Here is a 23,727-nt window from a genome sequence, read left to right on the forward strand (position 1 = left end):
CAAACACCTAAAGGATTATCAAGATTTACTTGAAATCACTCCAACGATTGAACTGCACAGCGTCACATCAACGTGAAGCTCATGTCACATAGGTGGCGCTTTGCAGAGCTGGATCATACCCTTAGCTCAGATGCGCAAGGAGCTCACATGGTCGTTGAAAAATTTACATTCGCAAACCAGGATGGCCAACAATTGGCCGCACGGTTCGATTTACCAGAAGGCCCACATCTGGCCAGTGCGTTGTTTGCACATTGCTTTACCTGTTCGAAAGATATCCCAGCGGCGAAACGTATCGCCCAAAGGCTCGCTGCACAGGGCATCGCGGTGTTGCGCTTTGACTTTACTGGCCTTGGACATTCGGGAGGGGAATTTTCAAACACAAACTTCTCAACCAATATGTTCGACTTGATCGCCGCAACCCAAGCCATGACAGAGCGCGGCTTTCCACCAAGCCTTCTTATTGGCCATAGTCTTGGAGGCGCTGCCGTTTTGGCCGTTGCAGACCAAATCAAATCGGCGAAGGCCATTGTCACTATTGGAGCCCCTTTTGAGCCCTCAAACGTCATTGAACACTTTACTGAGAAGCATGTCGAGATCGTCGAAAATGGTTCTGCTGAGGTTCGTCTTGGTGGGCGACCATTTACCATACGAGACAGCTTCTTGAAGGATATCAGTACGCACAAACTACGCGAAGCGGTGGCAACTTTGGGGAAGGCTCTATTGGTACTACACGCGCCACGCGATGAAATCGTGAGCATCGATAACGCTGCAAAAATCTTTATGACGGCAAAACATCCGAAGAGTTTTATAACGCTGGATGACGCTGATCACTTGATCAGCCGTGTAAACGACGCTGAGTACACGGCGGAGGTCATCAGCTCGTGGGTGTCACGATATCTAGACATCCGTCCCCCTGCCCCACCACCAGGAGCGCCAGAAGGCATTACACGGGTGCGAGAAGTAGACCCACTCGGCTTTTTACAAGACGTGATGTCTGGCCCATACCATCATACCCTTGCCGACGAGCCAAAAGCTTACGGTGGGGGCAACAAAGGAATGTCTCCATACGGGTTTGTGTCAGCGGGCCTCGGAGCCTGCACTTCAATGACCATTCGAATGTATGCGAGGCGCAAAGGTTGGCCACTTGATCATGTCCGCGTGGATGTAAGCCACGAAAAGGTTCATGCTCAGGACGCTGGGGGCAACAGCGGTGAAAGGATCGATGGATTTAAGCGCGCAATCACACTTGAAGGCGATCTAACAGCCGATCAACGCCAAAAACTTCTCGAGATTGCAGACAAATGCCCAGTCCATCGAACGCTTGAGCGTGCAAATCAGGTCACAACCATTCTAGCCAAATGACTACAGGCCAGCTTGTGCATCTTGTATTGCGGGCAGGATTGTTTGTTCTATCGCGCGCTGCGTAATCGGCCCAGCAAAACGTAAAACGATAATACCGTTTGAATCTATTACGTATGTCTCAGGGACACCGTAAACGCCCCAATTAAGGGCCATACGTCCAGTTTCATCCGCTCCAATACTTTTATAAGGGTCACCAAGATCTGCGAGAAACTTTAGTGCATTGGGCGCTTTGTCTTTATAATTCACCCCATAAATCTCAATACCACTCTTCGCGAGCGCTTCAAGCTGTGGGTGCTCGACACGACATGGTGCACACCAACTCGCCCAGAAATTCACGAGCTTAACACCGTCGGCTCGCAAGGTCTCATCCGTGAAGGTTGCACCTGTTCCAAGTTGGGTAATCTCAACCGCTGGAGCAGACTTACCCTCAAGTGCGGATGGCAAGGCATCAGGATCTTCGCGCTGAAGCCCGAGAAACATTAAGACAGCCAGTCCCGCGAAGATCAGTGGCGGGGCAAGCATCACAGGGGATACCTTAGCCACGCGACTTCCTCCGATTTTCGATTTCATTAAGCTCCGCTTTGACGCGGCGTGCTCGGGACAGACTTAAAAGAACAATAGCAACGATTAGACCAATCGAAACAGCATACGCTGACAACACTTCAACTGCATATTTTCCAAGATCAGGCATCATCCCAACCGCTCCTGTGCCAAGAGAGCTCGCGCGCGGCGTGCCCTGATTTCTGTGTTCGTGCGCAGTATGACCAGTGCAACAAACAGCAAAACGAAGCCTGCAATGGAGACAAGTGCTGGATACCAAAAGACATCAGCAACATTTTCTTTCTTGTCCAAGGACAGAGACGCCCCTTGATGAAGCCCTTGGTTCCAGAAGTTGACGGCATATCGGGACAGCAATGCAAAAACTGAACCCACAAGGCACAAAACACTGGTCAAATCAGCAGCGGTATCGTCGTTTTCTATCGCACTCCAAAGCGCCATATACCCCAAGTAAAAAAGAAATAGGATCAGGAAGGACGTTAAGCGCGGATCCCATGCCCACCATGTTCCCCACATTGGCTGCCCCCAGACCGCGCCTGTGAAAAGCGCGATAAGTGTCATGATTGCACCAACAGGTGCAGCTGCGCGAGCTGCCAATGCGCTTACGTGATGCCGCCGAACGATCCAAACCAACGACGTGATCAACATCATTACCCAAATATTGATCGCCATCATCGCACTGGGGACGTGGATGTAGAAAATTTTGACAGTCGAGCCCTGCCGAAAGTCATCAGGCGTAAAGAAAAAACCCCAGCCGAGGCCAGTCACCAGAAAAACTGCAGCCGCCACGGCAATAAATGGCAGTGCGGCTTCCGTGGTCCGCATAAACTTCAGCGGGTTTGCATATTCCCAAATCGACGCCATTGAGCTCTTCCCCTTTTACGTATTCCCATGCCTGAATTTGTCAGCAAATGCCAGCACTCTGATGTCACATTAGCGCAAGTTCACTCTGAGCACCGCGGCACTAGCAATTGGTAAAAGCGCCAAGGCCGCGAGACTAATTCCAGAAAGCATTAAAAGAGGGGTTGTATATGGCTGGCCCTCAGCTCCCCGTCTGGCGACCTCGGCACCAAATATAAGCGTTGGGACATAAAGAGGCAAAACCAAGAGACTGAGTAGCAATCCTCCCCGCTTGATCCCAACGGTTAAGGCCGCCCCAAACGCACCTATAATCGAGAGCGCGGGTGTCCCCAAAAGCAATGAGACCATGAGCGCAAGATACCCGCTGCTCGGTAAGCTCATCAAAAGCGCAAAAACGGGTGTCGCCAAGACAAGTGGCAAGCCAGTCGTCAACCAATGGGCAACAGCTTTTACTGTGATGATGCCTTCGAGCGGAAGAGGCGAAGTTGCCAGTAGGTCAAGTGAACCGTCTTCAAAGTCTAGCGCGAACATTCGATCCAAAGAGAGAAGGCAAGCCAAGAGCGCAGCCACCCACAATACCCCAGGTGCAATCCGTCCCAACAGATTGGTCTCAGGGCCGACACCAAATGGGATGAGGACAACGACAATAAGGAAGAACGAGAGCCCAAGGCCGAAGCCCCCTCCTGCGCGGACAGCGAGGCGCAAATCCCGTCTCAGAAGCGCCATCATAGAAAAGCCTCATCAAAGTTATCCTCAAGAGCAGACGTTGCCTTATATGCGCCAATATCAAGCGATATTGCATTTTTTAGGCCCAGATCAATATGTGTGGCCATGATCGCAGCACCCCCTGCTTCTAAGTGAGCTTCAATGACCTTGCCAAACATAGCGACCGCGACTTGATCCAGAGAGACTGTCGGTTCATCGAGAACCCAAACTGGCCGGCCTGTGACCATCAATCGCGCGAGCCCAAGTCTGCGCTTTTGTCCAGCCGACAGCATCCCAGCGGGCCTGTCTCTCAAGTCGGATAAAGCAAATGCAATCATTGCAGGCTCGATACCCTGTGTCCCAAAGACGCTAGCCCAAAAAGCCAAATTCTCCTCGACCGAAAGCGTCGCCTTTATGCCATCCACATGCGCAGCATAAGCCATCATATCAGGATCAAGATTTATCTCACCTGCCAATGCAGGCTGCAATCCAGCAAGGGTTCGCAACAAAGTGGTTTTGCCAATCCCGTTGGGGCCACGGATCACAAGAGCCTGTCCAGCACTGAGGCTAAAGCTCACATCTTTCAGCACAGCCAAACCACCACGTGCAACGCTAAGTTTTTGAACGTGAAGCTCCATAGAGAAGTCCTTAAACAGGTAAGGCGGCAAGGGCAACGCGGCGGCCTTCTGCCGCAAGTACATTGTAAGTTCGGCATGCAGCGGGTGAATTCATGACTTCAACACCCATTCCTGTCGCTTCAATTTTTTGTCGCAAGTCTGACGGCAAATGTGCAATTTCAGCACCTGTTCCCACAAAAATCACATCAACTGCCCCCTGAAGCGCAAGGAGGCTCTGAAAGTCGTCATATCCCTCCCAAAGCTTTGCGCCCTCAGCAGTCAAAAGCATTCCGCTCTCGATACGATGACCTCCAATTTTGAAAAAACCCTGTCCATAGCTCTCGACAGGCTGGGCTTCGGCAAAGTGCATTTCAGTCAATTTCATATTTCAGTCCCAGAGAGGCAGTGATGTTAGTGCCGCAGTAAAAATTACTGCGTAGGCTATCCCGCGATAAAGCTTTTCACGAGCGGGGTCAAAAATCTTTGCCCCTAAGATGTTTCCAGCCACAGAAGGCACAAGAAATAACAGCCCCAAAGTGATAGGCAGAGCGTCAAGATGCCCTTTCATAGCGAACCAAAACAGCAAAAAAACGTCGAAGACAAACAAATACATCATGATATTTGCGCGGATACAGCTGACCGCTTTGGTGCTTGCAGCAAAAAGCATGATGATGGGAGGACCGGGCAATCCAACAGCACCCCCTGTGATGCCTGCAATGGCTCCGCCTACATAAAGCAGCTTTGGCGTTATTTGGCCCCGGTAGCGCAGCCCCGCCAACAAAGATAAAGGCACAACAATGGCCAATATCGAAACAGCGTAACGAAAAATTTCAGCAGGAACAGCCAAGAGGAAATATATCCCCGCAGGCAGAGCCACTAGGGTCGCGAAGCCAAGACGTGCTACACTGCTGGGCTCACCGTCTCGCCACGCACGCGGCAGATTGGGTATGGGGCCAAAAATATCCATAACTGTAAGAGCAACAAGAACCGAGACTGGGTCCATAAATTGGCTCGCAAAAGGGATGAAAACCATCGCTGTTCCAAACCCAGAAAAGCCCCTGACAACCCCTGCTATAAAAACGACCAAAATTAACCAGTAAAAACCATCGTGTTGGGCAGCATGACTGATTAATTCAGGCATCCACATTGGCAAATTGATTTCCTGCAGTCGCGTTAGGTTTGGTCCAGTCGCGCTTCACGCCAAGCCACAGCAATATCGTCGAGGCTACAAAAACAGAACTATACGTGCCCACAATAACGCCCCAGATCATAGCGAAAACGAAACCACGGATCACGTCTCCGCCAAGAAAGAACAGTGCTAACAGAGCTAGCAACGTGGTCACCGACGTCATCATCGTCCGGCTCAAGGTTTCGTTGATCGAAATGTTCATAACTTCTTTGAGCGGTTTCTGTTTGTATTTGCGCAGGTTCTCACGAACACGGTCAAACACAACAACCGTATCGTTCAGCGAGTAGCCAACAATGGTTAGAAGTGCCGCGATGATCGCAAGGTCAAAACGAATTTGGAGTTCTGAAAACACCCCAATGGTTAGCAAAACGTCATGCACCAGCGCCACAACAGCACCAACCGCAAACTGCCATTCAAATCTCAGCCAAATGTAGATGAGCACTGCTCCAATAGCCAACACCACAGCAATCATAGCCGTTTGAATGAGCTCTCCAGAAACCTTGGGCCCAACGCTCTCAACAGAGCTAAAAGTAATGTCAGGTGCCTTTTCTTGCAGAGCAATCAGAACCGCTTCAATCACTTCTGACGTCACGGCTTCTTCGCCATCTTGCGCCTGAATACGGATCATCGCCACATTTTTGTCCTCACCAAAGCTCGGATCAAACACCTCAGTAATGGTGATGTCGCCCAAGCCTAGCGGTTCGATAGAATCACGATAATCTGCAATTACGATCGGCATGCTGCTATCAGTGCGGATCGTGGTGCCACCTCTGAAATCGATGCCGTAATTCAGACCCTGCAACACAAAACTCGCGAAGGCTACAACCATCATAAAGGCTGAAATACCGAGCCAAAGTTTGTATCGCGCAAAGAAATCCCAATTCGTGTCCTGCGGAACAAGTCTCAATCGCATGGTTTAGACCTCTATCGTTTTGGGTTTACGGCGTTCAAACCAGATCACAACAATCAGACGCGTTACGAAAATAGCCGTGAAGACAGATGTCAAAATGCCTAGTCCAAGTGTTATCGCAAAGCCTCGTACAGGCCCCGACCCAACTGCATATAGAATGACGGCCGTGATGAATGTAGTAATGTTGGCGTCCACAATCGCTGACAGCGCTTTCTCGTAGCCCAAATCAATCGCTCTAGCAGGGCCTTTTGCTGACTTCAGCTCTTCCCGAATACGTTCAAACACCAGAACATTCGCATCAACTGCCATACCAATGGTCAAGACAATTCCTGCGATTCCTGGAAGCGTCAGCGTGGCACCTAACATCGAAAGCAGTCCGAATATCAAAACCACGTTAATCACCAGAGCGATGTTGGCAAAAACACCAAAGGTGCCGTAGCTTAGAACCATAAAGACAAGCACACCGACAAACGCGACGACGCAGGCGAGCTTTCCAGCTTCGATGCTGTCCGCGCCGAGCTCTGGTCCGATTGTGCGTTCTTCAAGAAACTCAAGACCTGCAGGCAATGCACCAGCGCGCAGCAAAACAGCGAGGTTGGTGCTTTCTTCCAGCGAAAAATTACCCGTAATTATGCCAGATCCGCCGGCAATATGACTTTGAATAACGGGCGCCGAAATCACTTCGCTATCGAGCACAATAGCAAAGGGTGAGCCGATATTTTCAGCCGTGTAATCGCCAAAACGCCGCGCGCCAGTTGTATTGAACCTGAAGGAAACAGCGGGTCTACCGTTTTGATCAAAGTCAGGCTGTGCGTCGACAAGATCTTCACCCGAAACGACAGCCGCTTCTTCAAGGACATAAAAAACGCCATCTTCATCAATTGACGGCAGCACATAGTTCCCTGCCCCAGCTGGTGCATCAGCACTGTTTGCCCGACTTACTACCGAATGAAAGGTTAGTTGAGCTGTAGTCCCGATTATGGATTTCAACTCAGCAGCACTGCCCAGCCCCGGAACCTGGATCAGGATGCGATCGCCGCCCTGACGCTGGATTGTAGGCTCGCGGGTTCCCACTTCATCGATCCGGCGCCGAATGATTTCAAGAGACTGTCGTACCGTGCGCTCATCTGTGGCTAACTTTTCAGCCTCGGAGAGCTGGACGATAATCACATCTCCCTCAACGCTCACTTCAATATCGCTAGCACCCGCACCAGATAAACTAGTCACTGGTCGAGCAAGACCACGGATAAGACTTGCCGCTACCTGTAGCTGTTCTGGTTTGGAGATTTTAATGCGCAGCTCGTCATCAGCGCTTTTTTGCAAACGCACAGTGCCCACACGCGCGCGCTCTTCACGCAGGAGGTCTCTGATCTCAGGCCAACTGCCCTTGATCCTTGCGGCGTATACATCGGCGACTTTCACTTCGGCGAGCAAATGCGCTCCACCGCGCAGATCGAGCCCCAGATTAACCAATCCAGACGGCAAATAGCTCGGCCACATCTCGGCCTGTTCAGAGAGGCCCGCAGCGCTCCCCCCAGCCTCTAGCGCCTTCACTGCGTCATTGTGTGTCTCGACGCGCGTGTAGAAACCATTTGGCAAAGCAAGCATAATACCCGCAACCACAACGAGCCAGATCAGCACCCGTTTCCATGTATCAATCTGAAGCATTGTGGGCTCCGCCTCGTGCTTTAGTTACTTGAGAAGCTTAAGCTTTTGCTGGCTCTGTTTTATTCAAAACCTGAGTAATCGTGCCTTTGATGACGCGCACTTTCACAGCATCTGCTATCTCGACTTCAAGCTCGCCATCCTCACGGACCTTAACAACTTTGCCGATAATCCCGCCCTGCGTGATCACTTGGTCACCACGGCGGATGTTCTCGATCATCTGTTGATGCTCTTTCATTTTTTTCTGCTGTGGTCGGATCAAAAGGAAATACATGATCGCGAAAATCGCGGCCAACATCAGCAAGTCACCAGGTCTCATATGCGCCCCCGTCGTGGTCTGGTTATGGGCAAAGCCCTTCAAATCCAGCATTACCTATGCCTGAACAGGATTGTTTGCAATGGGCAAAGCCGAATAGAAGCAAGGTACAATGACCCGTTTACCTTGGGCCACAAAATCGGTCATAAGGCGGCAGCAAGATTTATTCCTCAAAAGGACAAGTGAGATGCACGATATTCGCGTGATCCGTGAAAACCCCAGCGAATTTGATGCCGTGATGGCACGCCGAGGGCTCGCACCAGTCTCAGGCCACATTCTGAAACTCGATGAAGAGCGTCGTAGCAAAATTCTGGCGGCTGAAACTGCGCAAGCAGCCCAAAACAAAGCGGCAAAAGAAATTGGTGCGGCAAAAGCCTCTGGCGATACGGCTCTCTTTGAAAAGCTACGAGACGAAGTCGCTGCACAAAAAGCTGAGGTGGCTACCCTTCAAGTAGAAGCCAAGACCCTAGACGCAGCTCTGACTGAAATGCTTGGCGCTCTGCCAAATCTGCTGCACGATGACGTTCCTGTAGGCGCAGATGAAGCAGACAACAGTGAGGTGCGCAGCTGGGGTACCCCCGCGACATTGAATTTCTCAGCCCGAGAACACTTCGAGCTGGAATGTGTTAAACTAGGGATGGACTTTGAAACAGCGGCCAAGCTTTCTGGCAGCCGTTTTGTTGTTCTTTCGGGCTCTGTTGCTCGCCTGCATCGAGCTTTGGCTCAACTCATGCTAGACACGCACATCGAGGAAAATGGCCTGACCGAAACCTGGACTCCTGTTCTTGTAAAAGAGGAGATGATGTATGGCACCGGTCAGCTCCCGAAGTTTGGCGAAGACAGCTACCAAACCACAAACGGCTGGTGGCTCGTGCCCACAGCAGAAGTTACCCTGACGAACATCGTCAATGGTATGACAGTGGAAGAGAATACCCTACCCCGTCGCTTCGTTGCGCACACACAATGCTTCCGTTCTGAGGCTGGAAGTGCTGGACGCGACACCTCAGGCATGCTGCGCCAACACCAGTTTGAAAAGGTGGAAATGGTTTCGATCACTCATCCAGACAAAAGTTTGGAAGAGCACGATCGCATGACGCGTTGTGCTGAAGGTATTCTAGAAAAACTAGAGCTCCCGTATCGCACTGTCGTCTTATGCACGGGTGATATCGGCTTTGGCGCAATCAAGACACATGACATTGAGGTTTGGTTGCCAGGCCAAGGAAAGTACCGCGAAATCAGCTCGGTTTCTGTCTGTGGAGATTTTCAAGCACGCCGCATGCAAGCCCGGTTCAAACCCGCAGACGGCGGGAAGCCGCAACATGTTCATACTTTGAATGGTTCAGGCTTGGCCGTTGGGCGCGCACTGATTGCCGTTCTGGAAAACGGGCAGCAAGAGGACGGATCGGTTATTCTGCCTAAGGCTCTGCACCCTTACGTTGGCGGAAAAACTACGCTCAACGTAGATGGATCATTGTGTTGAGTTTGCAAAAATTCAGCCATAGCCTGATCAAATGAACAGATTGCTCGCCTTAGCCACGTTTGCCGCAGCGATATTATTTGCAGCATCCCCGTTCTTCACCTCGGGTTTCAAAGGCTTTGAGGGCAACCAATTTCCTTTGCCTCAAATCGACCCTGCTGTTCAGCCGGCAGGTTACGCATTTTCAATTTGGGGACCGATTTATCTATGGCTCATTGCAGGAACAGGTTTCGGCCTCTTCAGGCGCGCTGATGCGATTACGTGGACAAGCTCGAGGCCCGCGCTTTTCATCAGCCTCGCCATCGGCGCAACTTGGATCGCGGTTGCCCAAATCTCAGTGATCTGGGCAACCGTTCAAATCTGGCTCATGCTTATCGCCGCCCTCGCAGCATTCGTAAGGGCAAGTGATGATGACGCTTGGTGGCAAAGAGAACCGATCGGCATTTATGCAGGGTGGCTCACAGCGGCCTCAAGCGTCTCTGTCGGTCTAGTCCTCGCAGGCTATGGATATACGACACAAGACATCGCAGCCTATGTCAGTCTCTCGATTGCTCTAATCATAGCGGTCGCAATGCAAAAAGCTTGCCCCAAGTCTCTGTCGTATCCGATCGCCGTGATTTGGGCTCTGGTCGGCATTGTCGTCAGCAATTTAGAACCGCTCAACACAAGTGTCGTAGCGCTTTGTGCTGTAGGAATAGGCTACTTGCTGATCGGGCTCATTAAAGCCCGCAACAACTAGTCTTTCTTGCGACCTTGAGTGTGCTTTCTCAACTTTGACGGCGGAGCCTTCTTGCGTCCCTTGTATGGGTTTTTGTCGCTTTGGCCGCGCATTGTCATGCGAATGGGCGTACCTGGCATGTCAAAGTCTTCCCGCAGACCGTTCACCAAGTATCGCGAATATGCAGCTGGCATCTTATCTGGATGCGAACACATAACGATAAATCCGGGCGGACGCGTTTTCGCCTGAGTCATATAACGCAGCTTGATACGCTTTCCCTGTGGCGCGGGGGGCGGATGAGCTTGGACCATGCCATCGAGCCAACGGTTCAGGTGTGCAGTCGTAATCCGCTTGTTCCAGACATCATGCGCTTTGCGAATTGCATCATGCAAGCGCTCAAGTCCACGTCCGGTTTTGGCTGAGACAGTGATAAGTGGAGCGCCTCGCAACTGAGGTAGCAAGCGCGTAAAAGCTTCTTTGAGCTCTTTCAACTTATCTTGCTTATCGTCCTCAACATCCCATTTGTTGACAGCCACGACGACGGCGCGCCCTTCTCGTTCGGCAAGGTCTGCAATGCGAAGATCTTGTTGTTCAAACGGAATGGCCGCATCGAGCAAAACAACGACAACTTCAGCAAATTTAACCGCGCGCAATCCATCCGATACAGATAGCTTTTCAAGTTTATCCTGCACTTTGGCTTTTTTACGCATACCGGCCGTGTCAAAGATACGAACTGGGGTACCCGACCAATCAAGCGTGAGGGAGATCGCATCACGGGTAATCCCAGCCTCTGGCCCCGTAAGCAGGCGATCTTCACCAAGGATTTTGTTGATCAGGGTTGACTTGCCGGCATTCGGACGGCCAACAACGGCAATCTGAAGCGGTTTTTTCTCAGTCGGAGTATGATCAGGTGCGTCTTCATCCTCGTGGACGGTCACATCAATAGCAGGCGCGTCTTCTTTTGCGCGTTCTTCATACTGGTCGGCCAACGGCATAAGAGCCGTGTAGAGTTCGTTCAGGCCCTCGCCATGCTCTGCTGATAAACGAATAGGATCGCCAAGTCCCAATCCATAAGCTTCCATCACACCAGCATCAGCGGCCATGCCTTCCGCTTTGTTTGCAGCAACAAAAACGGGAGACCCTTTACGGCGCAGGATGTCTGCAAAGACCTCGTCTGTCGGCGTAACACCAGCGCGCGCATCAATCATAAATAAGCAGGCGTCTGCCATTTCTACGGCACGCTCGGTCAAACGGCGCATGCGCCCTTGAAGGGAATCGTCAGTCGCATCCTCCAGTCCCGCCGTGTCGATCACGGTGAAACGGAGATCTCCGAGCTTCGCTTCTCCTTCGCGTAGGTCACGAGTCACTCCAGGTTGATCATCAACCAAAGCAAGACGTTTCCCAACCAAACGGTTGAAAAGAGTTGATTTGCCCACATTGGGACGGCCGACTATGGCCAAGGTAAAGCTCATTCTAAAAGCGCTCCAGTCGCAGAAAGCCGCACCTAACCGAGTTTAGGGTCAACGGAAAGCGAAAAGTTGCCCTTTACCGCTCACGACAAACATGACCCCTCCCGCGAATACGGGGCTCGTCGACGCACCACCCGGAATTTCTCCTGTTTGCAAGAGAGCTCCATTTGTCGGATCAAAGGCTCTGATCAAACCATCGCTAGAAGCAACATACAGCCGCCCACCTGCCAGAACTGGCCCGTAGTGCGCAAAGAGTGTCGCCTGCCGCTTTGGTCGGTCTTTCACAAAGAACGGCAGTTTAACGCCCCAAATCCGCTCGCCTGTTTTAGCGCTAAGACGAACAAGTTCGTTGCCGTCTGACACAAGGAAAACATCATTTCCATTAACCCAAACCGGGCTCATCGGGCCCTCTTCAGCTGTCCAGAGCCGTTCACCACTAGCCAGATCCAGTGCAACCATCCGCCCCGATTGTGTCCCCGCAAAAACAAGGTTACCTGAGATAACTGGGTCACCCGTGATGTCCGTGATCCGACTGCGCGTAAAACCGCGCCGCTGACCCGAAATAACCGAGTCCCACACACGCAGACCGCCCTGCTTGAAGGCTGCTTGCAACTCGTTTGATCCAAACGAAAAAACCACCAAGCTGTCAGAAACCGCCGGAGCAGGTCCACCAAGGATATTGTTTTTGTCAGCTGAGGACCCAAGTTGCCAAAGAATACGGCCGCTTTCAGCATTCAGTGCCCAAGCCGTTGAATCGCCGGCGACAAGATAAACGATGCCATCACGCACAGTAGGCGAGCCTGTCGCTGATGCTTGCAGTTTTTGGACCCAGAGTTCTTGTCCCGTTTTGGCGTCAAGCGCCGAAACAACACCAAACCCTGACGCAGCATAAACAACACCGTTGGCGGCTGCTAAACCACCTCCTGTCGCATCGCGACCGCTATCACGCTCTGGTACAAGGCTGACGTTCCAGAGCGCGGCCCCAGATGTCGAGGTGGCCGAAACGCGCGCCTCTGAATCAAGAGTGAATACTTTCCCATCTAGAACAACTGGCTCTGACACGATCCGACCGAAACGGCTGTTACCTGAGCCAATATTCACATTCCAGATCGGCTCCAACGCGCCGCCAAATGCGGGATGATCGATACGGGTGTGCGGACTGTTATGACGTTGAAGCCAGTTCGAGTTGCTCTGCGCTTGGCTCAGCAAAACGGGCTCAGAGCGGTTTTCAGTCAAACCCGCATTCACCACTATGTTGCTTGCTTCTTCTGCCCGCAGTGGCTCACGCTTGCCGGCCAGTATTGTTTCTGGCTCCTCACAGGCACTCAGCATTAAAAATGACAGAACACCCGCGCAACACGCAATCGAACCCAGATTTGGCAGACGTTTTTTCATCGACTTTATCCCTCGCGCCTATTTCAGGCTATTGGTCTACTACTCGCTTTGCTCTTGGGCTGTCGCCACTTCAGGCACATCACCGCCAAGAGCAACAATCAGCTGTGTCGCACGGCGGCGCAGCCCAGGCGTTGCTTCGCTATCTTGTACGATGCTGCCCAGTGCCGCAATCGCTTCTTCTGTGTTGCCTTGCTCGATCTCAATCAAAGCCAGTTGCTCTTCCACGAGTACCTCTAGCTGTGGATTTCCACCAATCAAAGCCTCGTAGCCTGTTTTGCGTTCGGCCAAACTCAGTTGATTTTCTTGCAATGCAAGGAGCTTAAAACTCGCCACCTGACGATAGACGAGTGGCACATCTCCGTCGTTAGCAAGCAACTGAAGCGTTTCTTGAGCCTCTTTTTGGCTTCCAGCATCAAACTGTTCTTTCGACGTCAGCAAGGCGAGAACAGCGCGCCCGCCCACATCACTACCTTGAATAGAGGCAAGCGCCGTGGCCCGTTCGGCAGCCTCATTATTGTCCAAGGCAGCGAGTATACCGTCACCAAAGGCTTGATATTGCGCCGTGGCTTGAGCTTTTCGATATTCGATAAAGCCAGCCCCCCCGACAACAATAATCACAGCGCAAATCACCATCCAGCCATAGCGCTTCATCCAAGCAAAAAGCCTATCACGACGCACCTCTTCGGTGACTTCTTCAATAAAACTGTCAGTATCGCTCACGCCGTTGCCCTTTCGGTTTTGACCCTCTTACAGTCTTGACTGGCCACTGCCAAGACCCGCATTAACGATCGGCAGTGAAGCGTAAATGCGCAAGAAATGAGATGGCGGCTCCGGACCACACCGGCCCAAACTAAACTAGACAGTTTAGAAAAACTGATCTATTTCAAAACGGGGTTCGTAAATCGGAATATTGGGCTCTAATCAGGGTCAAATTTCCCATATTAAGAGGCACAAATGCGGTTAGTCCCATTCCTGACAGCGATATTGGTAACGGTTTTTCTATTTTTCCTTGTCGTCCAGCGAGACACGTTGATGAGCTTCGCAACAGGGACTGACAAGGCAGTCACGACTGAAACCGTTTCGACAGCCTCTAATGAGAACACCAAAATTTTACGAAGAGTTGGCGTGATTGCAATCAAATCGCACGCTCAGGAAATTGACAGCGCGGTCATCCTGCGCGGCCAAACGGAGGCTGCACGTCAGGTAGATGTGCGATCAGAAACCTCTGGATTGGTTGTTTCCCCCCCCTTGCGCAAAGGCGCCTTTGTAAATGAGGGGCAAATCCTTTGTCAGCTGGATACGGGAACACGGGGATCAATTCTTGCAGAAGCCGAGGCACGGCTGGCTGAAGCCCGCGCGCGGATTCCAGAAACTGAAGCTCAAATTCCTCGTGCACAGGCGCAATTGGAGCAAGCCAAAGCTCAGCTAGAAGAAGCACTTATCAATGACAATGCTGCGCGCAAGCTTTCGAAAGGTGGATTTGCGTCAGACTCGCGCGTCGCCGCAACAGCTGCTGCAGTGCGCGGCGCAGAAGCTGCAGTCAAATCAGCTGAAGCCGCACTTAAAACTTCACAATCTGGAATGTTAGGTGTTCAAGCAGCGATTGAATCTGCCCAAGCAGGCGTGGATGCTTCCAAAAAAGAAATTTCGCGCCTCGAAATCAGAGCGCCGTTTCAAGGGCTATTGGAGAGCGACACAGCCGAGCTAGGGTCTCTCATTCAGCCGGGCGGGGCGTGCGCCACTGTGATACAGCTCGATCCAATCAAACTCGTCGGCTTTGTCCCTGAAGCCCAAGTGGATCGTGTCAAAGTTGGCGCACTCGCCGGCGGCCGCCTCACAACAGGACAAAACGTGACAGGGGCCGTGAGTTTTCTTGGCCGAAGCGCAGATCAACTCACACGAACCTTCCGAGTCGAGATTGAAGTGCCAAACCCCGACCTCGCCATTCGCGACGGTCAAACAGCTGAAATAATTATCGGCGCAGAAGGCCGAACGGCACATTTAGTTCCACAATCCGCCCTGACTCTAGATGATACAGGACTGCTTGGTGTTCGACTTGTCGATAGTTCGATGCAAGCCAAGTTCCAAACCGTGACACTATTGCGCGACGATATAAGAGGTGTTTGGCTTGCTGGCCTACCTGATGAAGCCGACATAATTATCATCGGCCAAGAATATGTCGTGGACGGTGTGCTTGTCGCGCCCGAGTATCAGGATGTTGCCCAATGACAGGCTTGGTAGACTGGGCCGCCGCCCGTGCGCGGATGATTATGGCCTTTATCGTTCTGTCTCTGCTCGTCGGCGGCTTTGCCTATGCCAACCTACCCAAAGAGGGCGAGCCTGACATTCAAATACCCGGTCTTTTTATCTCGGTTCCCTTCCCCGGCATCTCAGCAAGCGACAGCGAGACCCTGCTTGTAAAGGTTATGGAAACAGAACTGGCTGACCTTGATGGCCTTGAGTCGATGTCGGCCACAGCGGCTGAAAACTATGCCGGTATCTTTATCGAATTTGAATTTGGCTGGGACAAATCAGCTGTCATGGCTGATGTACGTGAGGCCATGAATGCAGCCGAAGCGGCTTTTCCTGACGGGGCTGAGAAATACTCTATAAACGAAATAAATTTTTCTGAATTTCCTGTTTTGATCATCAATCTGACGGGTGATGTCCCTGAGCGTACCATGTCTCGGGTCGCTGAAAGCCTAAAAGACAAAATCGAAAGCCTAGATGCTGTCTTGGAAGCTGGTATCGCTGGCAAACGTGACGAAATGCTCGAGGTTCTTATCGATCCCCTGAGACTTGAGGCTTACAATGTGACCGCGGGTGAACTGATAAGCGTTGTGCGCAACAACAACCAGCTGATCGCAGCGGGTGAAGTTGAAAGCTCAACAGGTGCATTTTCTGTCAAAATCCCATCAAGCTTTAATGAGCCACAGGACGTCTACAATCTTCCCGTGAAAGTAAACGGAGATCGAATCGTCACCTTGGGCGACCTTGCAGAGATCAGGCTGACGTTTGAGGACAGGCTCGGCACCGCGCGCTTTAACGGAGAAACCACTGTTGCGCTTCAAGTTGTGAAGCGGAAGGGGTTCAACCTTCTTGATATGGCTGACGATGTAAAAGTCGTTGTCGCTCGTGCGAGTGCAGAATGGCCCGCAGAGCTTCAATCCGCAGTCTATGTCGGCACATCGAATGATCAGTCGCGCGTCGTCGGCTCGATGATTTCGCAACTTGAAGGCTCTGTACTGACAGCCATAGCACTCGTCATGATCGTGATCCTCGCGGCCCTTGGTGTGCGCCCTGCACTGCTCGTGGGCTTTGCTATTCCAACGTCTTTCTTGCTCTGTTTTGCATTCCTAGCTCTGATGGGGGTAACGATTTCAAACATTGTTATGTTTGGGCTTATCCTCGCGGTGGGGATGTTGGTGGACGGCGCGATCGTAGTTGTCGAATACGCAGATAAACGTATTTCCGAGGGCACTGGCCCGATGCATGCCTATGTTGAAGCTGCCAAAAGAATGTTCTGGCCAGTCGTGAGCTCAACGGCAACAACGCTTTGCGCGTTCCTCCCCATGCTCTTTTGGCCAGGCGTTCCGGGCCAGTTCATGGGGATGCTACCTGTTACGCTCATTTTTGTTCTCTCGGCCTCACTTGTTGTGGCTTTGATATATCTGCCTGTAATGGGTGGGGTTTCGGGACGCATGAGCCGTCTCTTCGGTCGCTCAGCTGACGCACTCCGTGCAGCGACACCATGGTGGCTTAGGGCAGCCTTGGTTCTACCATCGCTCTACATGGTCTTTCTCGGCGCCATGCAAACGCTCAATCCCGGCTACCTTTTTGGTGGAACGCCTATCTTTGAAGGGGTGATGTCCCTGCTTCCGGGTATGGTTTTGTTTTTACTTGGAAGCTTTGCCTCCTCGATCACATTGGGCGCAGCTCAAATTGCTTGGAAGAAAACGTCCGTTCAAGCTGGGCGCAGGCGCACATATTTTGGCCAGTTTATTCAACTCATTACAGGCAATCCAATCATGCCCGTGGTGTCGGCCGCTGCCGTCTTATTTTTCGTAATGTCTGTCTTTGGATATTACGGCTCAAATAACAATGGAACTGAGTTTTTCGTAGAATCTGAGCCTGAAATGGCTATCGTCTATGTCAGAGCACGGGGAAACCTTTCACTCGAACAAAAAGACGACTTGATCAAGCGTGCCGAAGACATTGTCCTCGCTCATCCAGGAATCGACAACGCGTTCTCTTTTGCAGGTGACAGTGGCCTCAACACCAATACTGGCGGCGCTCAGCCCCCCAATGATACGATTGGGCAAATTCAGTTTGAAACGATCCCATGGGAAGATCGCAGAGATCGCCCCGACCTCGATGGCGATCTTGTGCTACAAGAGCTTACAGAACAACTGTCCGCTCTCCCCGGAACAAAAATAGAAATTCTTGCAGCGTCACGTGGCCCCGCGTCTGCAAAGCCTGTCCACTTGCGCCTCAAGGCGGATGATTGGGAAGACTTGATAAGCGCAGCCCAAACGGCACGAGCCAAATTCGACGAGACGGAAGGCCTGACACTTCAAGAAGATACGCTACCCCTCCCCGGAATCGACTGGCAGCTTGATGTCGACGTCCAAGAGGCTGGGCGATATGGTGCAGATGTCCAGACTGTTGGCGGCATGATCCAACTCGTCACGCGCGGCATACTTCTTGATACGATGCGCGTTGATAGCTCTGACGAGGAAATAGAAATTCGCGTTCGGCTACCCGAAAAAGACCGCGTTTTGAGCACACTCGACACACTCAAACTGCGAACTGCGGATGGGCTTATACCTCTCTCAAACTTCCTGACACGCAAACCTGTGGCGAAACTAGCCGAAATCAACCGCGCTGACCAAATGCGGTTCTTTGATGTAAAGGCTGGCGTGGTAAACGCGACAATGCTTCTAACCAACGCCGAAACGAACGAGACGCGACTTATTTCTGCCGCTGATTGGAATGAAGATGCCGCCCTGCAAGCACAAAGTGAACGTGAGGGTTTTGAAGCCGTGCCGCTCACACCTGCAAACAGAATTGAAGCTATCACATCTTGGCTCCAGACAGCGCCCTTTCCTGAAGGGGTCGCATGGGAGTGGACAGGCGATCAAGAAGATGAAGCCGAAAGCCAAGCCTTTCTAAGCTCAGCTTTCATGGGTGCACTTGGGCTGATGTTCATCATATTGCTCGCCCAGTTCAACAGCTTTTATAACTCTATTCTCGTCCTTCTTGCGGTTGTCCTCTCGACGGCAGGCGTGCTTATTGGCATGTTGGTCATGGACCAAACCTTCTCAATTATCATGACGGGTACGGGCATTGTGGCGCTTGCGGGTATTGTCGTGAACAACAACATCGTTCTGATTGATACCTATCAGGAATATTCCTCATACATGCCGCGCCAAGAAGCTATCGTGCGCACCGCAGAAGACCGAATTCGACCAGTCTTGTTGACTACAATCACAACAATGGCAGGCCTTGCGCCTATGATGTTTGGCCTCAGTCTTGACTTCATCAACGGCGGATACTCGATAGATAGTCCCACAGCGCTCTGGTGGAAGCAGCTTGCAACAGCTGTCGTTTTCGGACTGGGCATCGCAACAGTGCTGACGTTGGTGTTTACGCCCTCGATGCTGGCGCTACGTGTTTGGGTATCGACTTATCTTGGATGGGCTGCCCGTGCGCTTGCTGCGCTGTCTCTCGGCAGCGCCAGCCGCATTGCTCGTGATATGGCGCTACAAACAGCCGTCCGCCGCATAGCGCCCCCAGAAATCTTGTGGGATGGCTACAACGATCAAGCTGTAGGCGAGACACCCGAACCCGGATCAAACGACACAGAAACTGTTCGTGCCAGCGAAGCATCACCATCAGACGACAACGCTGAAACCGCCAAAAAAACACCGACTGGTCGTATAAAGGCGGCTGAATAGGCCGCTCTTATGCGGCGTCTTCCTCGCTGCTTTGCCTTGCCCATAGGCTTGCATAGCGCCCTTTGCGCTTAAGCAAGGCTTCATGGGTGCCCTGCTCCGCAACTTCACCATCTTCCAGCACAACAATCAGATCGGCATCTGAAATTGTCGACAGGCGGTGTGCAATCGTGATGACCGTGCGCCCCTCACCTGCCTTACGCAAAGCAGACTGAATTTCACGTTCCGTCTCAGTATCAAGTGCCGAAGTAGCCTCATCGAGTAGCAGTACAGGCGGATCTTTCAGCAATGTTCGAGCGATACCCACCCGCTGCTTTTCGCCTCCAGATAGCTTCAAGCCTCGTTCACCAACAGCGGTATCATACCCATTTGGCAGAGCCGCAATAAAGTCGTGAATCTGCGCTGCCTTCGCAGCTGCAACGATTTCCTCCTCGCTCGCCCCGTCGCGCCCGTAAGCAATATTGTATCGGATGGTATCATTGAACAGAACAGTGTCTTGCGGCACCACTCCAATCACCCCGTGCAAACTCTCTTGCGTCACATCGCGTACGTCCTGCCCATCAATTGATAGACGGCCTTCGGAGACGTCGTAGAAGCGGAACAGCAGGCGCCCTATTGTTGACTTACCCGAGCCAGACGGCCCCACAATCGCGACAGTTTCGCCTGCACCAACTTTGAGGCTGACCCCTTTCAGGATTGGACGCGCGCTATCATAGCCAAAATGAACATTTTCGAGAACAACAGTCCCATTTGACACCTCGATCTGAGTGGCTTCGGGCTTGTCTTGAATCTCGGCAGGCTGACCAAGCAAATCAAACATCTCGCCCATATCCACAAGGCTCTGCCGAATTTCACGATAAACTGTACCCAAAAAGTTGAGCGGTAGGGTGATCTGGATCATGTATGCGTTGACCATAACGAAATCGCCAACCGTTAAATCACCATTTTGCACACCCAATGCTGCCATGACCATGACTGCAATCAAACCCATAGTGATCAAGAGGGCCTGACCAAAGTTAAGGAAGGCAAGTGATGATGCCGTTTTAATGGCCGCGGCCTCATAGCCTTCCATCGCCGCATCATATCGTTGCCCTTCGCGCCGCTCCGCCCCGAAGTATTTCACTGTCTCAAAATTAAGGAGGCTATCAATCGCCTTTTGGTTTGCATCAGTGTCGCGGTCATTCATCTCACGGCGCAGCTTTACCCGCCACTCTGTCACCGTGAAGGTAAACCATACATAGAGAGCGATCGTTCCCACAACCACTGCCAAATACCAGACATCAAACAGAAAGAAGAATATCCCTGCAACCAGCAGCAATTCGAGAATAAGCGGGCCAACAGAAAACAATAGAAAACGTAGCAAGAAATCAACGCCCTTGACCCCACGTTCAATAATGCGGCTTAGACCACCGGTTTTGCGCGTAATATGATAGCGCATCGAGAGCCTATGAATATGGGTGAAGGTTTCAAGCGCCAGTTTGCGCAGAGCTCTTTGGGCCACCGCAGCAAAGACGCCATCTCTAAGCTGCTGAAATCCAGACGTAAATATACGTGCCATCCCATAGGCGACGGTTAGCCCGACGGCACCGAGAAGCAGGTCTGAAACCCCCTCTCCAGACAAAGCGTTGACAGCATCACGGTAGATGATTGGCGTGTAAACGGCGATAAGCTTGGATAGAAGCAAGGCTGCCATAGCAATCAACACTCGCCGCTTTACCCAGACTTCACCGTCTGGCCAAAGATAAGGAATGACACGCTTGATGGTGCGCACACCTGATGCACGTTCTTGTTTTTCTACATCGTCACTCATGCCGATAGGGCCTCTCGCAATTCAAGGCGCAGAGATAGTCCCCTTTCAGGCCGATTGCCAGCCGTGCTCAGTCAGGAAGATCAAAGACTTGCCCAGGATAAATCAAGTCTGGATCACGGATTTGATCTTTATTGGCCTCATAAAGCTGTAGATACAGCTGCCCTTCGCCATACCTGTCACGCGCAATCGCCCAAAGCGTTGCTCCAGGTTGGACGGTAACAAGCGCCACACCAGCCTCTGAAGTCACTTTTTCGGGGACTTCGCGCTTGAAGGGGGTCTCAACACGGCTTTTCACGAGTCCATCCTCGTCGACCTCATCGACCCGCAATGTGTATATTCCAGAGTCGACATTGGGCAATTCAGATCGCCACAAGCCATTCGTCTCAATACGCTCTGTCGTCACAGGACGGTTATCGAGGTAGACGCGGACATAACTATCATTGGAGGCACGGCCTGAAAGCTGGACTTCCCCACTTTCAGAGTAACTAATAGCATCAAGCGCGACTTGGCTCATGACAATCGGAGCGGCGGGCTGAAGGATTGTAACTCCGTCAGCGTCCGCCAAAATCACTGTATTTGACTGGGTAAGCGCCGCTGCCTCACTCGTTGTTTCCGCGTTTTCTGCAATCTGATTACCTGCTTGTAGTGGCGCTACGATAATTGTGTTGAGGCTCTCTTGACCACCGGAAGTTCCGCGTAAGCTCAAGACACGCGCGTCTTGACTGGCAGGCAAATCAGCAAACGCCACAAACTCCCCTGACGCACCGGCTTGGACCGTCACGACGACATTCCCATCAAGCAAGACTTCAACCAACTCCCCCGGCAAAGCAGTGCCAGCAATGAGTGTTTGTCCATTCGGTTCAACCCGTGCGACATCGAATTTGGGCGCAGGTTCACTCGAAGTTGAAACGTTTGCCTTCTCTTCAGAAAGCGAAACGGACACGTCTTGTGCCGCGGTTGGCTCTGCCACTTGGCTGGATGCTTCGTCCAAAGAGCCATCTTTCAAATACATTCCGACGCCGGCCAAAACCAAAACAGCCGCGCCCGATAAAGCCAACACAGACCCATTACTCGCAAAGAAACCCGTTAGTTTGCTCATGGAGTTCCCCAATATTTCCAACCGCGTCTCGCGCGGGTTGAGAGAGCATAGCAAGATGGTTATGAAGGGTCAAAACAACTCATCAAAAGTGTTGGAGCACCATGACGAAACGATCAATCTGTGTCTATTGCGGCTCACGCGAAGGTGAGAAGGCAACTTATAAAACGGCAGCGACAGCTCTTGGAGCAGCCTTGGCTAACGAGGGCTGGCGCCTCGTTTATGGGGCTGGAGACATTGGCTTAATGGGCGCCGTGGCCCGCAGCGCGCAAACTGCTGGTGGCGAAACATTCGGCGTGATCCCAACTCATTTGTTAAAGAAAGAGGTCGGCAAAGTTGATCTCACAGAATTCATCGTCACCGAAAACATGCATGAGCGTAAGAAAGTTATGTTCATGAATGCTCAAGCAATCATTGTCCTACCAGGCGGCGCGGGATCGCTTGATGAGTTCTTTGAAGTCTTAACCTGGGCGCAACTTGAACTTCATTCAAAGCCGATCGTACTGCTGAATGTCGAGAACTATTGGACCCCACTGATCGCCCTGATGGATCATATCATTGCTGAAGGCTTTGCCGACCCAAGCCTAAAAACTCTCTTTACGGTCTGCACCAGCGTCGATGAAACCACCGACTACCTACGCGGCGCTCTGTCCTGAAGAAGGCTGGAAGCAGAATATAGTGTTAGGGCGAGCCATATCAGGCCAAAGGCAATCCCATGCCACAGTCCAAAGGGCTCCCCAAAAATCACCACCGCACAAAAAAATTGCGCAGTCGGGTTGATGTATTGCAACAACCCGACCGTAGAAAGCCTGTTGCGATGTGTCGCATATGAAAACAGCATCAGCGGAGCCGCTGTCAGCACACCTGAAAAAATAAGCATCCCATTTTCCCAAGCTGCGGTTCCAAAATGCCCCTCACCTTTTGAATGAACAAAAGCGAGAACCCCTAACGCGATCGGGAACAAGAGTGCCACCTCTCCCGTAACGGAGACAACTGGCCCCACTGACAGGCGCTTTTTTAAAACGCCATAAATCCCAAAACTCCCCGCCACCAAAAGCGAAATCCACGGTGCAACTCCTAAACCATAAGTAAGCGTAACAACTCCCAGTGCGGCCAACCCGACAGCGGCCCACTGCGTAGATTGTAATTTCTCTCCAAAAACGAGACGTCCCAGAAGCACGGCAACCAACGGGAAAATATAATACCCCATAGCCGCCTCGACCGCATAGCCAGCCTGTATCGAGAAAATAAAGGCGAACCAATTTGTGGAAATCATGATCGCCGCTAATCCAACCACAAGGACGCCGTTACGGGTCGACAGAAGCGTAAACAATACCGACAAGCGCCCTTGCGCCAACAAGAGAATAGCAAAGAGAACAAACGACCAGATTGTCCGATGTGCTAAAATTTCAATAGGTGGAATATGCGCCAAGACCTTGTAATATAGAGCTGAGAACCCCCAAATCAGGCAGGCTATGACCATCGCCAAGACACCTTTTGTACTTTCGGTCATCATCTTTGATTGTTTCTTTCTTTCTCTGGCTTGCAAATTAAGGCTAACCTGATTCAATTGTTGGAGAATTTTCAACTCGTTGTTATCGTTTGTCGAAATCAGACAGGACATT

22 protein-coding genes are annotated in these 23,727 nt (G+C 51.7%); 6 read left to right on the forward strand and 16 right to left on the reverse strand.

From position 1 onward, the window contains the following. The first annotated feature begins 147 nt into the window (after positions 1-147). Positions 148-1,362, forward strand: coding sequence for a bifunctional alpha/beta hydrolase/OsmC family protein (locus tag DSM117340_RS08645; RefSeq protein WP_089890379.1), 1,215 nt, complete (start codon positions 148-150; stop codon positions 1,360-1,362). Here the strand turns inward: DSM117340_RS08645 and DSM117340_RS08650 are convergent, their stop codons facing one another. The 10 genes from DSM117340_RS08650 to yajC form a co-directional block, all read right to left on the reverse strand. After that, a complete protein-coding gene (locus DSM117340_RS08650) occupies positions 1,363-1,884 on the reverse strand; it encodes a DsbE family thiol:disulfide interchange protein (protein WP_089890376.1) in 522 nt (173 codons plus the stop codon). It lies immediately after the preceding gene. A gap of 13 nt (positions 1,885-1,897) precedes the next feature. Next, entirely contained in the window at positions 1,898-2,056 is a 159-nt protein-coding gene (ccmD, locus tag DSM117340_RS08655) for a heme exporter protein CcmD (protein ID WP_089890373.1), read from the reverse strand. Next, a complete protein-coding gene (locus tag DSM117340_RS08660; RefSeq protein WP_089890369.1) occupies positions 2,053-2,784 on the reverse strand; it encodes a heme ABC transporter permease in 732 nt (243 codons plus the stop codon). Before DSM117340_RS08660 ends, ccmD begins: the two co-directional genes overlap by 4 nt. Before the next feature lie 69 nt (positions 2,785-2,853). Further along, entirely contained in the window at positions 2,854-3,510 is a 657-nt protein-coding gene (gene ccmB, locus DSM117340_RS08665) for a heme exporter protein CcmB (protein WP_089890366.1), read from the reverse strand. Further along, positions 3,507-4,124, reverse strand: a complete 618-nt coding sequence (ccmA, locus tag DSM117340_RS08670; protein WP_089890363.1) for a heme ABC exporter ATP-binding protein CcmA — start codon at positions 4,122-4,124, stop codon at positions 3,507-3,509. The genes ccmB and ccmA overlap by 4 nt, the downstream gene beginning before the upstream one ends. Positions 4,125-4,134: 10 nt before the next feature. After that, a complete protein-coding gene (locus DSM117340_RS08675; protein WP_089890360.1) occupies positions 4,135-4,488 on the reverse strand; it encodes an Mth938-like domain-containing protein in 354 nt (117 codons plus the stop codon). A gap of 3 nt (positions 4,489-4,491) precedes the next feature. Next, positions 4,492-5,250 carry a sulfite exporter TauE/SafE family protein gene (locus tag DSM117340_RS08680; protein WP_089890357.1) on the reverse strand — a complete coding sequence of 253 codons (759 nt, stop codon included), beginning with the start codon at positions 5,248-5,250 and terminating at the stop codon, positions 4,492-4,494. Further along, entirely contained in the window at positions 5,237-6,205 is a 969-nt protein-coding gene (gene secF, locus DSM117340_RS08685; protein ID WP_089890355.1) for a protein translocase subunit SecF, read from the reverse strand. The genes DSM117340_RS08680 and secF overlap by 14 nt, the downstream gene beginning before the upstream one ends. A 3-nt stretch (positions 6,206-6,208) precedes the next feature. Then, complete coding sequence (secD, locus tag DSM117340_RS08690; protein WP_089890352.1) at positions 6,209-7,870, reverse strand: protein translocase subunit SecD; 1,662 nt, start codon at positions 7,868-7,870, stop codon at positions 6,209-6,211. A 37-nt stretch (positions 7,871-7,907) separates the two neighbouring features. Beyond that, positions 7,908-8,186 carry a preprotein translocase subunit YajC gene (yajC, locus tag DSM117340_RS08695; RefSeq protein ID WP_089891592.1) on the reverse strand — a complete coding sequence of 93 codons (279 nt, stop codon included), beginning with the start codon at positions 8,184-8,186 and terminating at the stop codon, positions 7,908-7,910. Positions 8,187-8,370: 184 nt separating this feature from the next. Between yajC and serS the strand changes: the two genes are divergently transcribed. Continuing rightward, complete coding sequence (serS, locus tag DSM117340_RS08700; RefSeq protein ID WP_089890349.1) at positions 8,371-9,663, forward strand: serine--tRNA ligase; 1,293 nt, start codon at positions 8,371-8,373, stop codon at positions 9,661-9,663. A gap of 31 nt (positions 9,664-9,694) precedes the next feature. Continuing rightward, positions 9,695-10,399 carry a hypothetical protein gene (locus DSM117340_RS08705; protein WP_089890346.1) on the forward strand — a complete coding sequence of 235 codons (705 nt, stop codon included), beginning with the start codon at positions 9,695-9,697 and terminating at the stop codon, positions 10,397-10,399. Here the strand turns inward: DSM117340_RS08705 and der are convergent. Genes der through DSM117340_RS08720 form a run of 3 tightly spaced genes read right to left on the reverse strand, consistent with a single transcriptional unit; the run spans position 10,396 to position 13,962 of the window. Further along, positions 10,396-11,850 (reverse strand): ribosome biogenesis GTPase Der, encoded by a 1,455-nt coding sequence (gene der, locus DSM117340_RS08710; protein ID WP_089890343.1) that lies wholly within the window; start codon positions 11,848-11,850, stop codon positions 10,396-10,398. The two genes, DSM117340_RS08705 and der, sit on opposite strands and share 4 nt — an antisense overlap. 48 nt (positions 11,851-11,898) lie before the next feature. After that, the gene (locus DSM117340_RS08715) at positions 11,899-13,242 is read right to left on the reverse strand and encodes a PQQ-binding-like beta-propeller repeat protein (protein WP_089890340.1); all 1,344 of its coding nucleotides are present in this window, start codon (positions 13,240-13,242) and stop codon (positions 11,899-11,901) included. A gap of 39 nt (positions 13,243-13,281) precedes the next feature. Further along, complete coding sequence (locus DSM117340_RS08720) at positions 13,282-13,962, reverse strand: tetratricopeptide repeat protein (protein ID WP_089890336.1); 681 nt, start codon at positions 13,960-13,962, stop codon at positions 13,282-13,284. Between the two features lie 234 nt (positions 13,963-14,196). Between DSM117340_RS08720 and DSM117340_RS08725 the strand changes: the two genes are divergently transcribed. Together DSM117340_RS08725 and DSM117340_RS08730 are read left to right on the forward strand one after the other, a co-directional pair. Then, positions 14,197-15,471 (forward strand): efflux RND transporter periplasmic adaptor subunit, encoded by a 1,275-nt coding sequence (locus DSM117340_RS08725; protein ID WP_089890333.1) that lies wholly within the window; start codon positions 14,197-14,199, stop codon positions 15,469-15,471. Next, the gene (locus DSM117340_RS08730) at positions 15,468-19,199 is read left to right on the forward strand and encodes an efflux RND transporter permease subunit (protein ID WP_089890330.1); all 3,732 of its coding nucleotides are present in this window, start codon (positions 15,468-15,470) and stop codon (positions 19,197-19,199) included. Before DSM117340_RS08725 ends, DSM117340_RS08730 begins: the two co-directional genes overlap by 4 nt. A 7-nt stretch (positions 19,200-19,206) precedes the next feature. Here the strand turns inward: DSM117340_RS08730 and DSM117340_RS08735 are convergent, their stop codons facing one another. Both DSM117340_RS08735 and DSM117340_RS08740 read right to left on the reverse strand, forming a co-directional pair. Then, the gene (locus tag DSM117340_RS08735; protein WP_089890328.1) at positions 19,207-21,006 is read right to left on the reverse strand and encodes an ABC transporter ATP-binding protein/permease; all 1,800 of its coding nucleotides are present in this window, start codon (positions 21,004-21,006) and stop codon (positions 19,207-19,209) included. A 67-nt stretch (positions 21,007-21,073) separates the two neighbouring features. Beyond that, on the reverse strand, positions 21,074-22,105 hold the full coding sequence (locus DSM117340_RS08740) for a LysM peptidoglycan-binding domain-containing protein (protein ID WP_089890325.1): 1,032 nt from the start codon (positions 22,103-22,105) through the stop codon (positions 21,074-21,076). Positions 22,106-22,206: 101 nt separating this feature from the next. Between DSM117340_RS08740 and DSM117340_RS08745 the strand changes: the two genes are divergently transcribed. After that, entirely contained in the window at positions 22,207-22,758 is a 552-nt protein-coding gene (locus tag DSM117340_RS08745) for a TIGR00730 family Rossman fold protein (protein ID WP_089890322.1), read from the forward strand. Here DSM117340_RS08745 and rarD read toward each other — a convergent pair. Then, positions 22,734-23,726 (reverse strand): EamA family transporter RarD, encoded by a 993-nt coding sequence (gene rarD, locus DSM117340_RS08750; RefSeq protein WP_333908500.1) that lies wholly within the window; start codon positions 23,724-23,726, stop codon positions 22,734-22,736. The two genes, DSM117340_RS08745 and rarD, sit on opposite strands and share 25 nt — an antisense overlap. Position 23,727: the final 1 nt, after the last annotated feature.

Origin of the sequence: Lentibacter algarum (assembly GCF_040580765.1) — a bacterium.
Taxonomy (GTDB): Bacteria; Pseudomonadota; Alphaproteobacteria; order Rhodobacterales; family Rhodobacteraceae; genus Lentibacter; species Lentibacter algarum.

Excerpts from the sequence above, each read along its gene's own strand:
- DSM117340_RS08715 (WP_089890340.1), bottom strand. The coding sequence starts at position 13,242 with ATGAAAAAACGTCTGCCAAATCTGGGTTCGATTGCGTGTTGCGCGGGT.
- secF (WP_089890355.1), bottom strand. The coding sequence starts at position 6,205 with ATGCGATTGAGACTTGTTCCGCAGGACACGAATTGGGATTTCTTTGCG.
- rarD (WP_333908500.1), bottom strand. The coding sequence starts at position 23,726 with ATGTCCTGTCTGATTTCGACAAACGATAACAACGAGTTGAAAATTCTC.
- DSM117340_RS08745 (WP_089890322.1), top strand. The coding sequence starts at position 22,207 with ATGACGAAACGATCAATCTGTGTCTATTGCGGCTCACGCGAAGGTGAG.
- DSM117340_RS08735 (WP_089890328.1), bottom strand. The coding sequence starts at position 21,006 with ATGAGTGACGATGTAGAAAAACAAGAACGTGCATCAGGTGTGCGCACC.
- DSM117340_RS08740 (WP_089890325.1), bottom strand. The coding sequence starts at position 22,105 with ATGAGCAAACTAACGGGTTTCTTTGCGAGTAATGGGTCTGTGTTGGCT.
- der (WP_089890343.1), bottom strand. The coding sequence starts at position 11,850 with ATGAGCTTTACCTTGGCCATAGTCGGCCGTCCCAATGTGGGCAAATCA.
- ccmB (WP_089890366.1), bottom strand. The coding sequence starts at position 3,510 with ATGATGGCGCTTCTGAGACGGGATTTGCGCCTCGCTGTCCGCGCAGGA.
- DSM117340_RS08645 (WP_089890379.1), top strand. The coding sequence starts at position 148 with ATGGTCGTTGAAAAATTTACATTCGCAAACCAGGATGGCCAACAATTG.
- DSM117340_RS08650 (WP_089890376.1), bottom strand. The coding sequence starts at position 1,884 with ATGCTTGCCCCGCCACTGATCTTCGCGGGACTGGCTGTCTTAATGTTT.
- serS (WP_089890349.1), top strand. The coding sequence starts at position 8,371 with ATGCACGATATTCGCGTGATCCGTGAAAACCCCAGCGAATTTGATGCC.
- secD (WP_089890352.1), bottom strand. The coding sequence starts at position 7,870 with ATGCTTCAGATTGATACATGGAAACGGGTGCTGATCTGGCTCGTTGTG.
- DSM117340_RS08730 (WP_089890330.1), top strand. The coding sequence starts at position 15,468 with ATGACAGGCTTGGTAGACTGGGCCGCCGCCCGTGCGCGGATGATTATG.
- ccmD (WP_089890373.1), bottom strand. The coding sequence starts at position 2,056 with ATGATGCCTGATCTTGGAAAATATGCAGTTGAAGTGTTGTCAGCGTAT.
- yajC (WP_089891592.1), bottom strand. The coding sequence starts at position 8,186 with ATGAGACCTGGTGACTTGCTGATGTTGGCCGCGATTTTCGCGATCATG.
- DSM117340_RS08725 (WP_089890333.1), top strand. The coding sequence starts at position 14,197 with ATGCGGTTAGTCCCATTCCTGACAGCGATATTGGTAACGGTTTTTCTA.
- DSM117340_RS08680 (WP_089890357.1), bottom strand. The coding sequence starts at position 5,250 with ATGTGGATGCCTGAATTAATCAGTCATGCTGCCCAACACGATGGTTTT.
- ccmA (WP_089890363.1), bottom strand. The coding sequence starts at position 4,124 with ATGGAGCTTCACGTTCAAAAACTTAGCGTTGCACGTGGTGGTTTGGCT.
- DSM117340_RS08675 (WP_089890360.1), bottom strand. The coding sequence starts at position 4,488 with ATGAAATTGACTGAAATGCACTTTGCCGAAGCCCAGCCTGTCGAGAGC.
- DSM117340_RS08660 (WP_089890369.1), bottom strand. The coding sequence starts at position 2,784 with ATGGCGTCGATTTGGGAATATGCAAACCCGCTGAAGTTTATGCGGACC.
- DSM117340_RS08705 (WP_089890346.1), top strand. The coding sequence starts at position 9,695 with ATGAACAGATTGCTCGCCTTAGCCACGTTTGCCGCAGCGATATTATTT.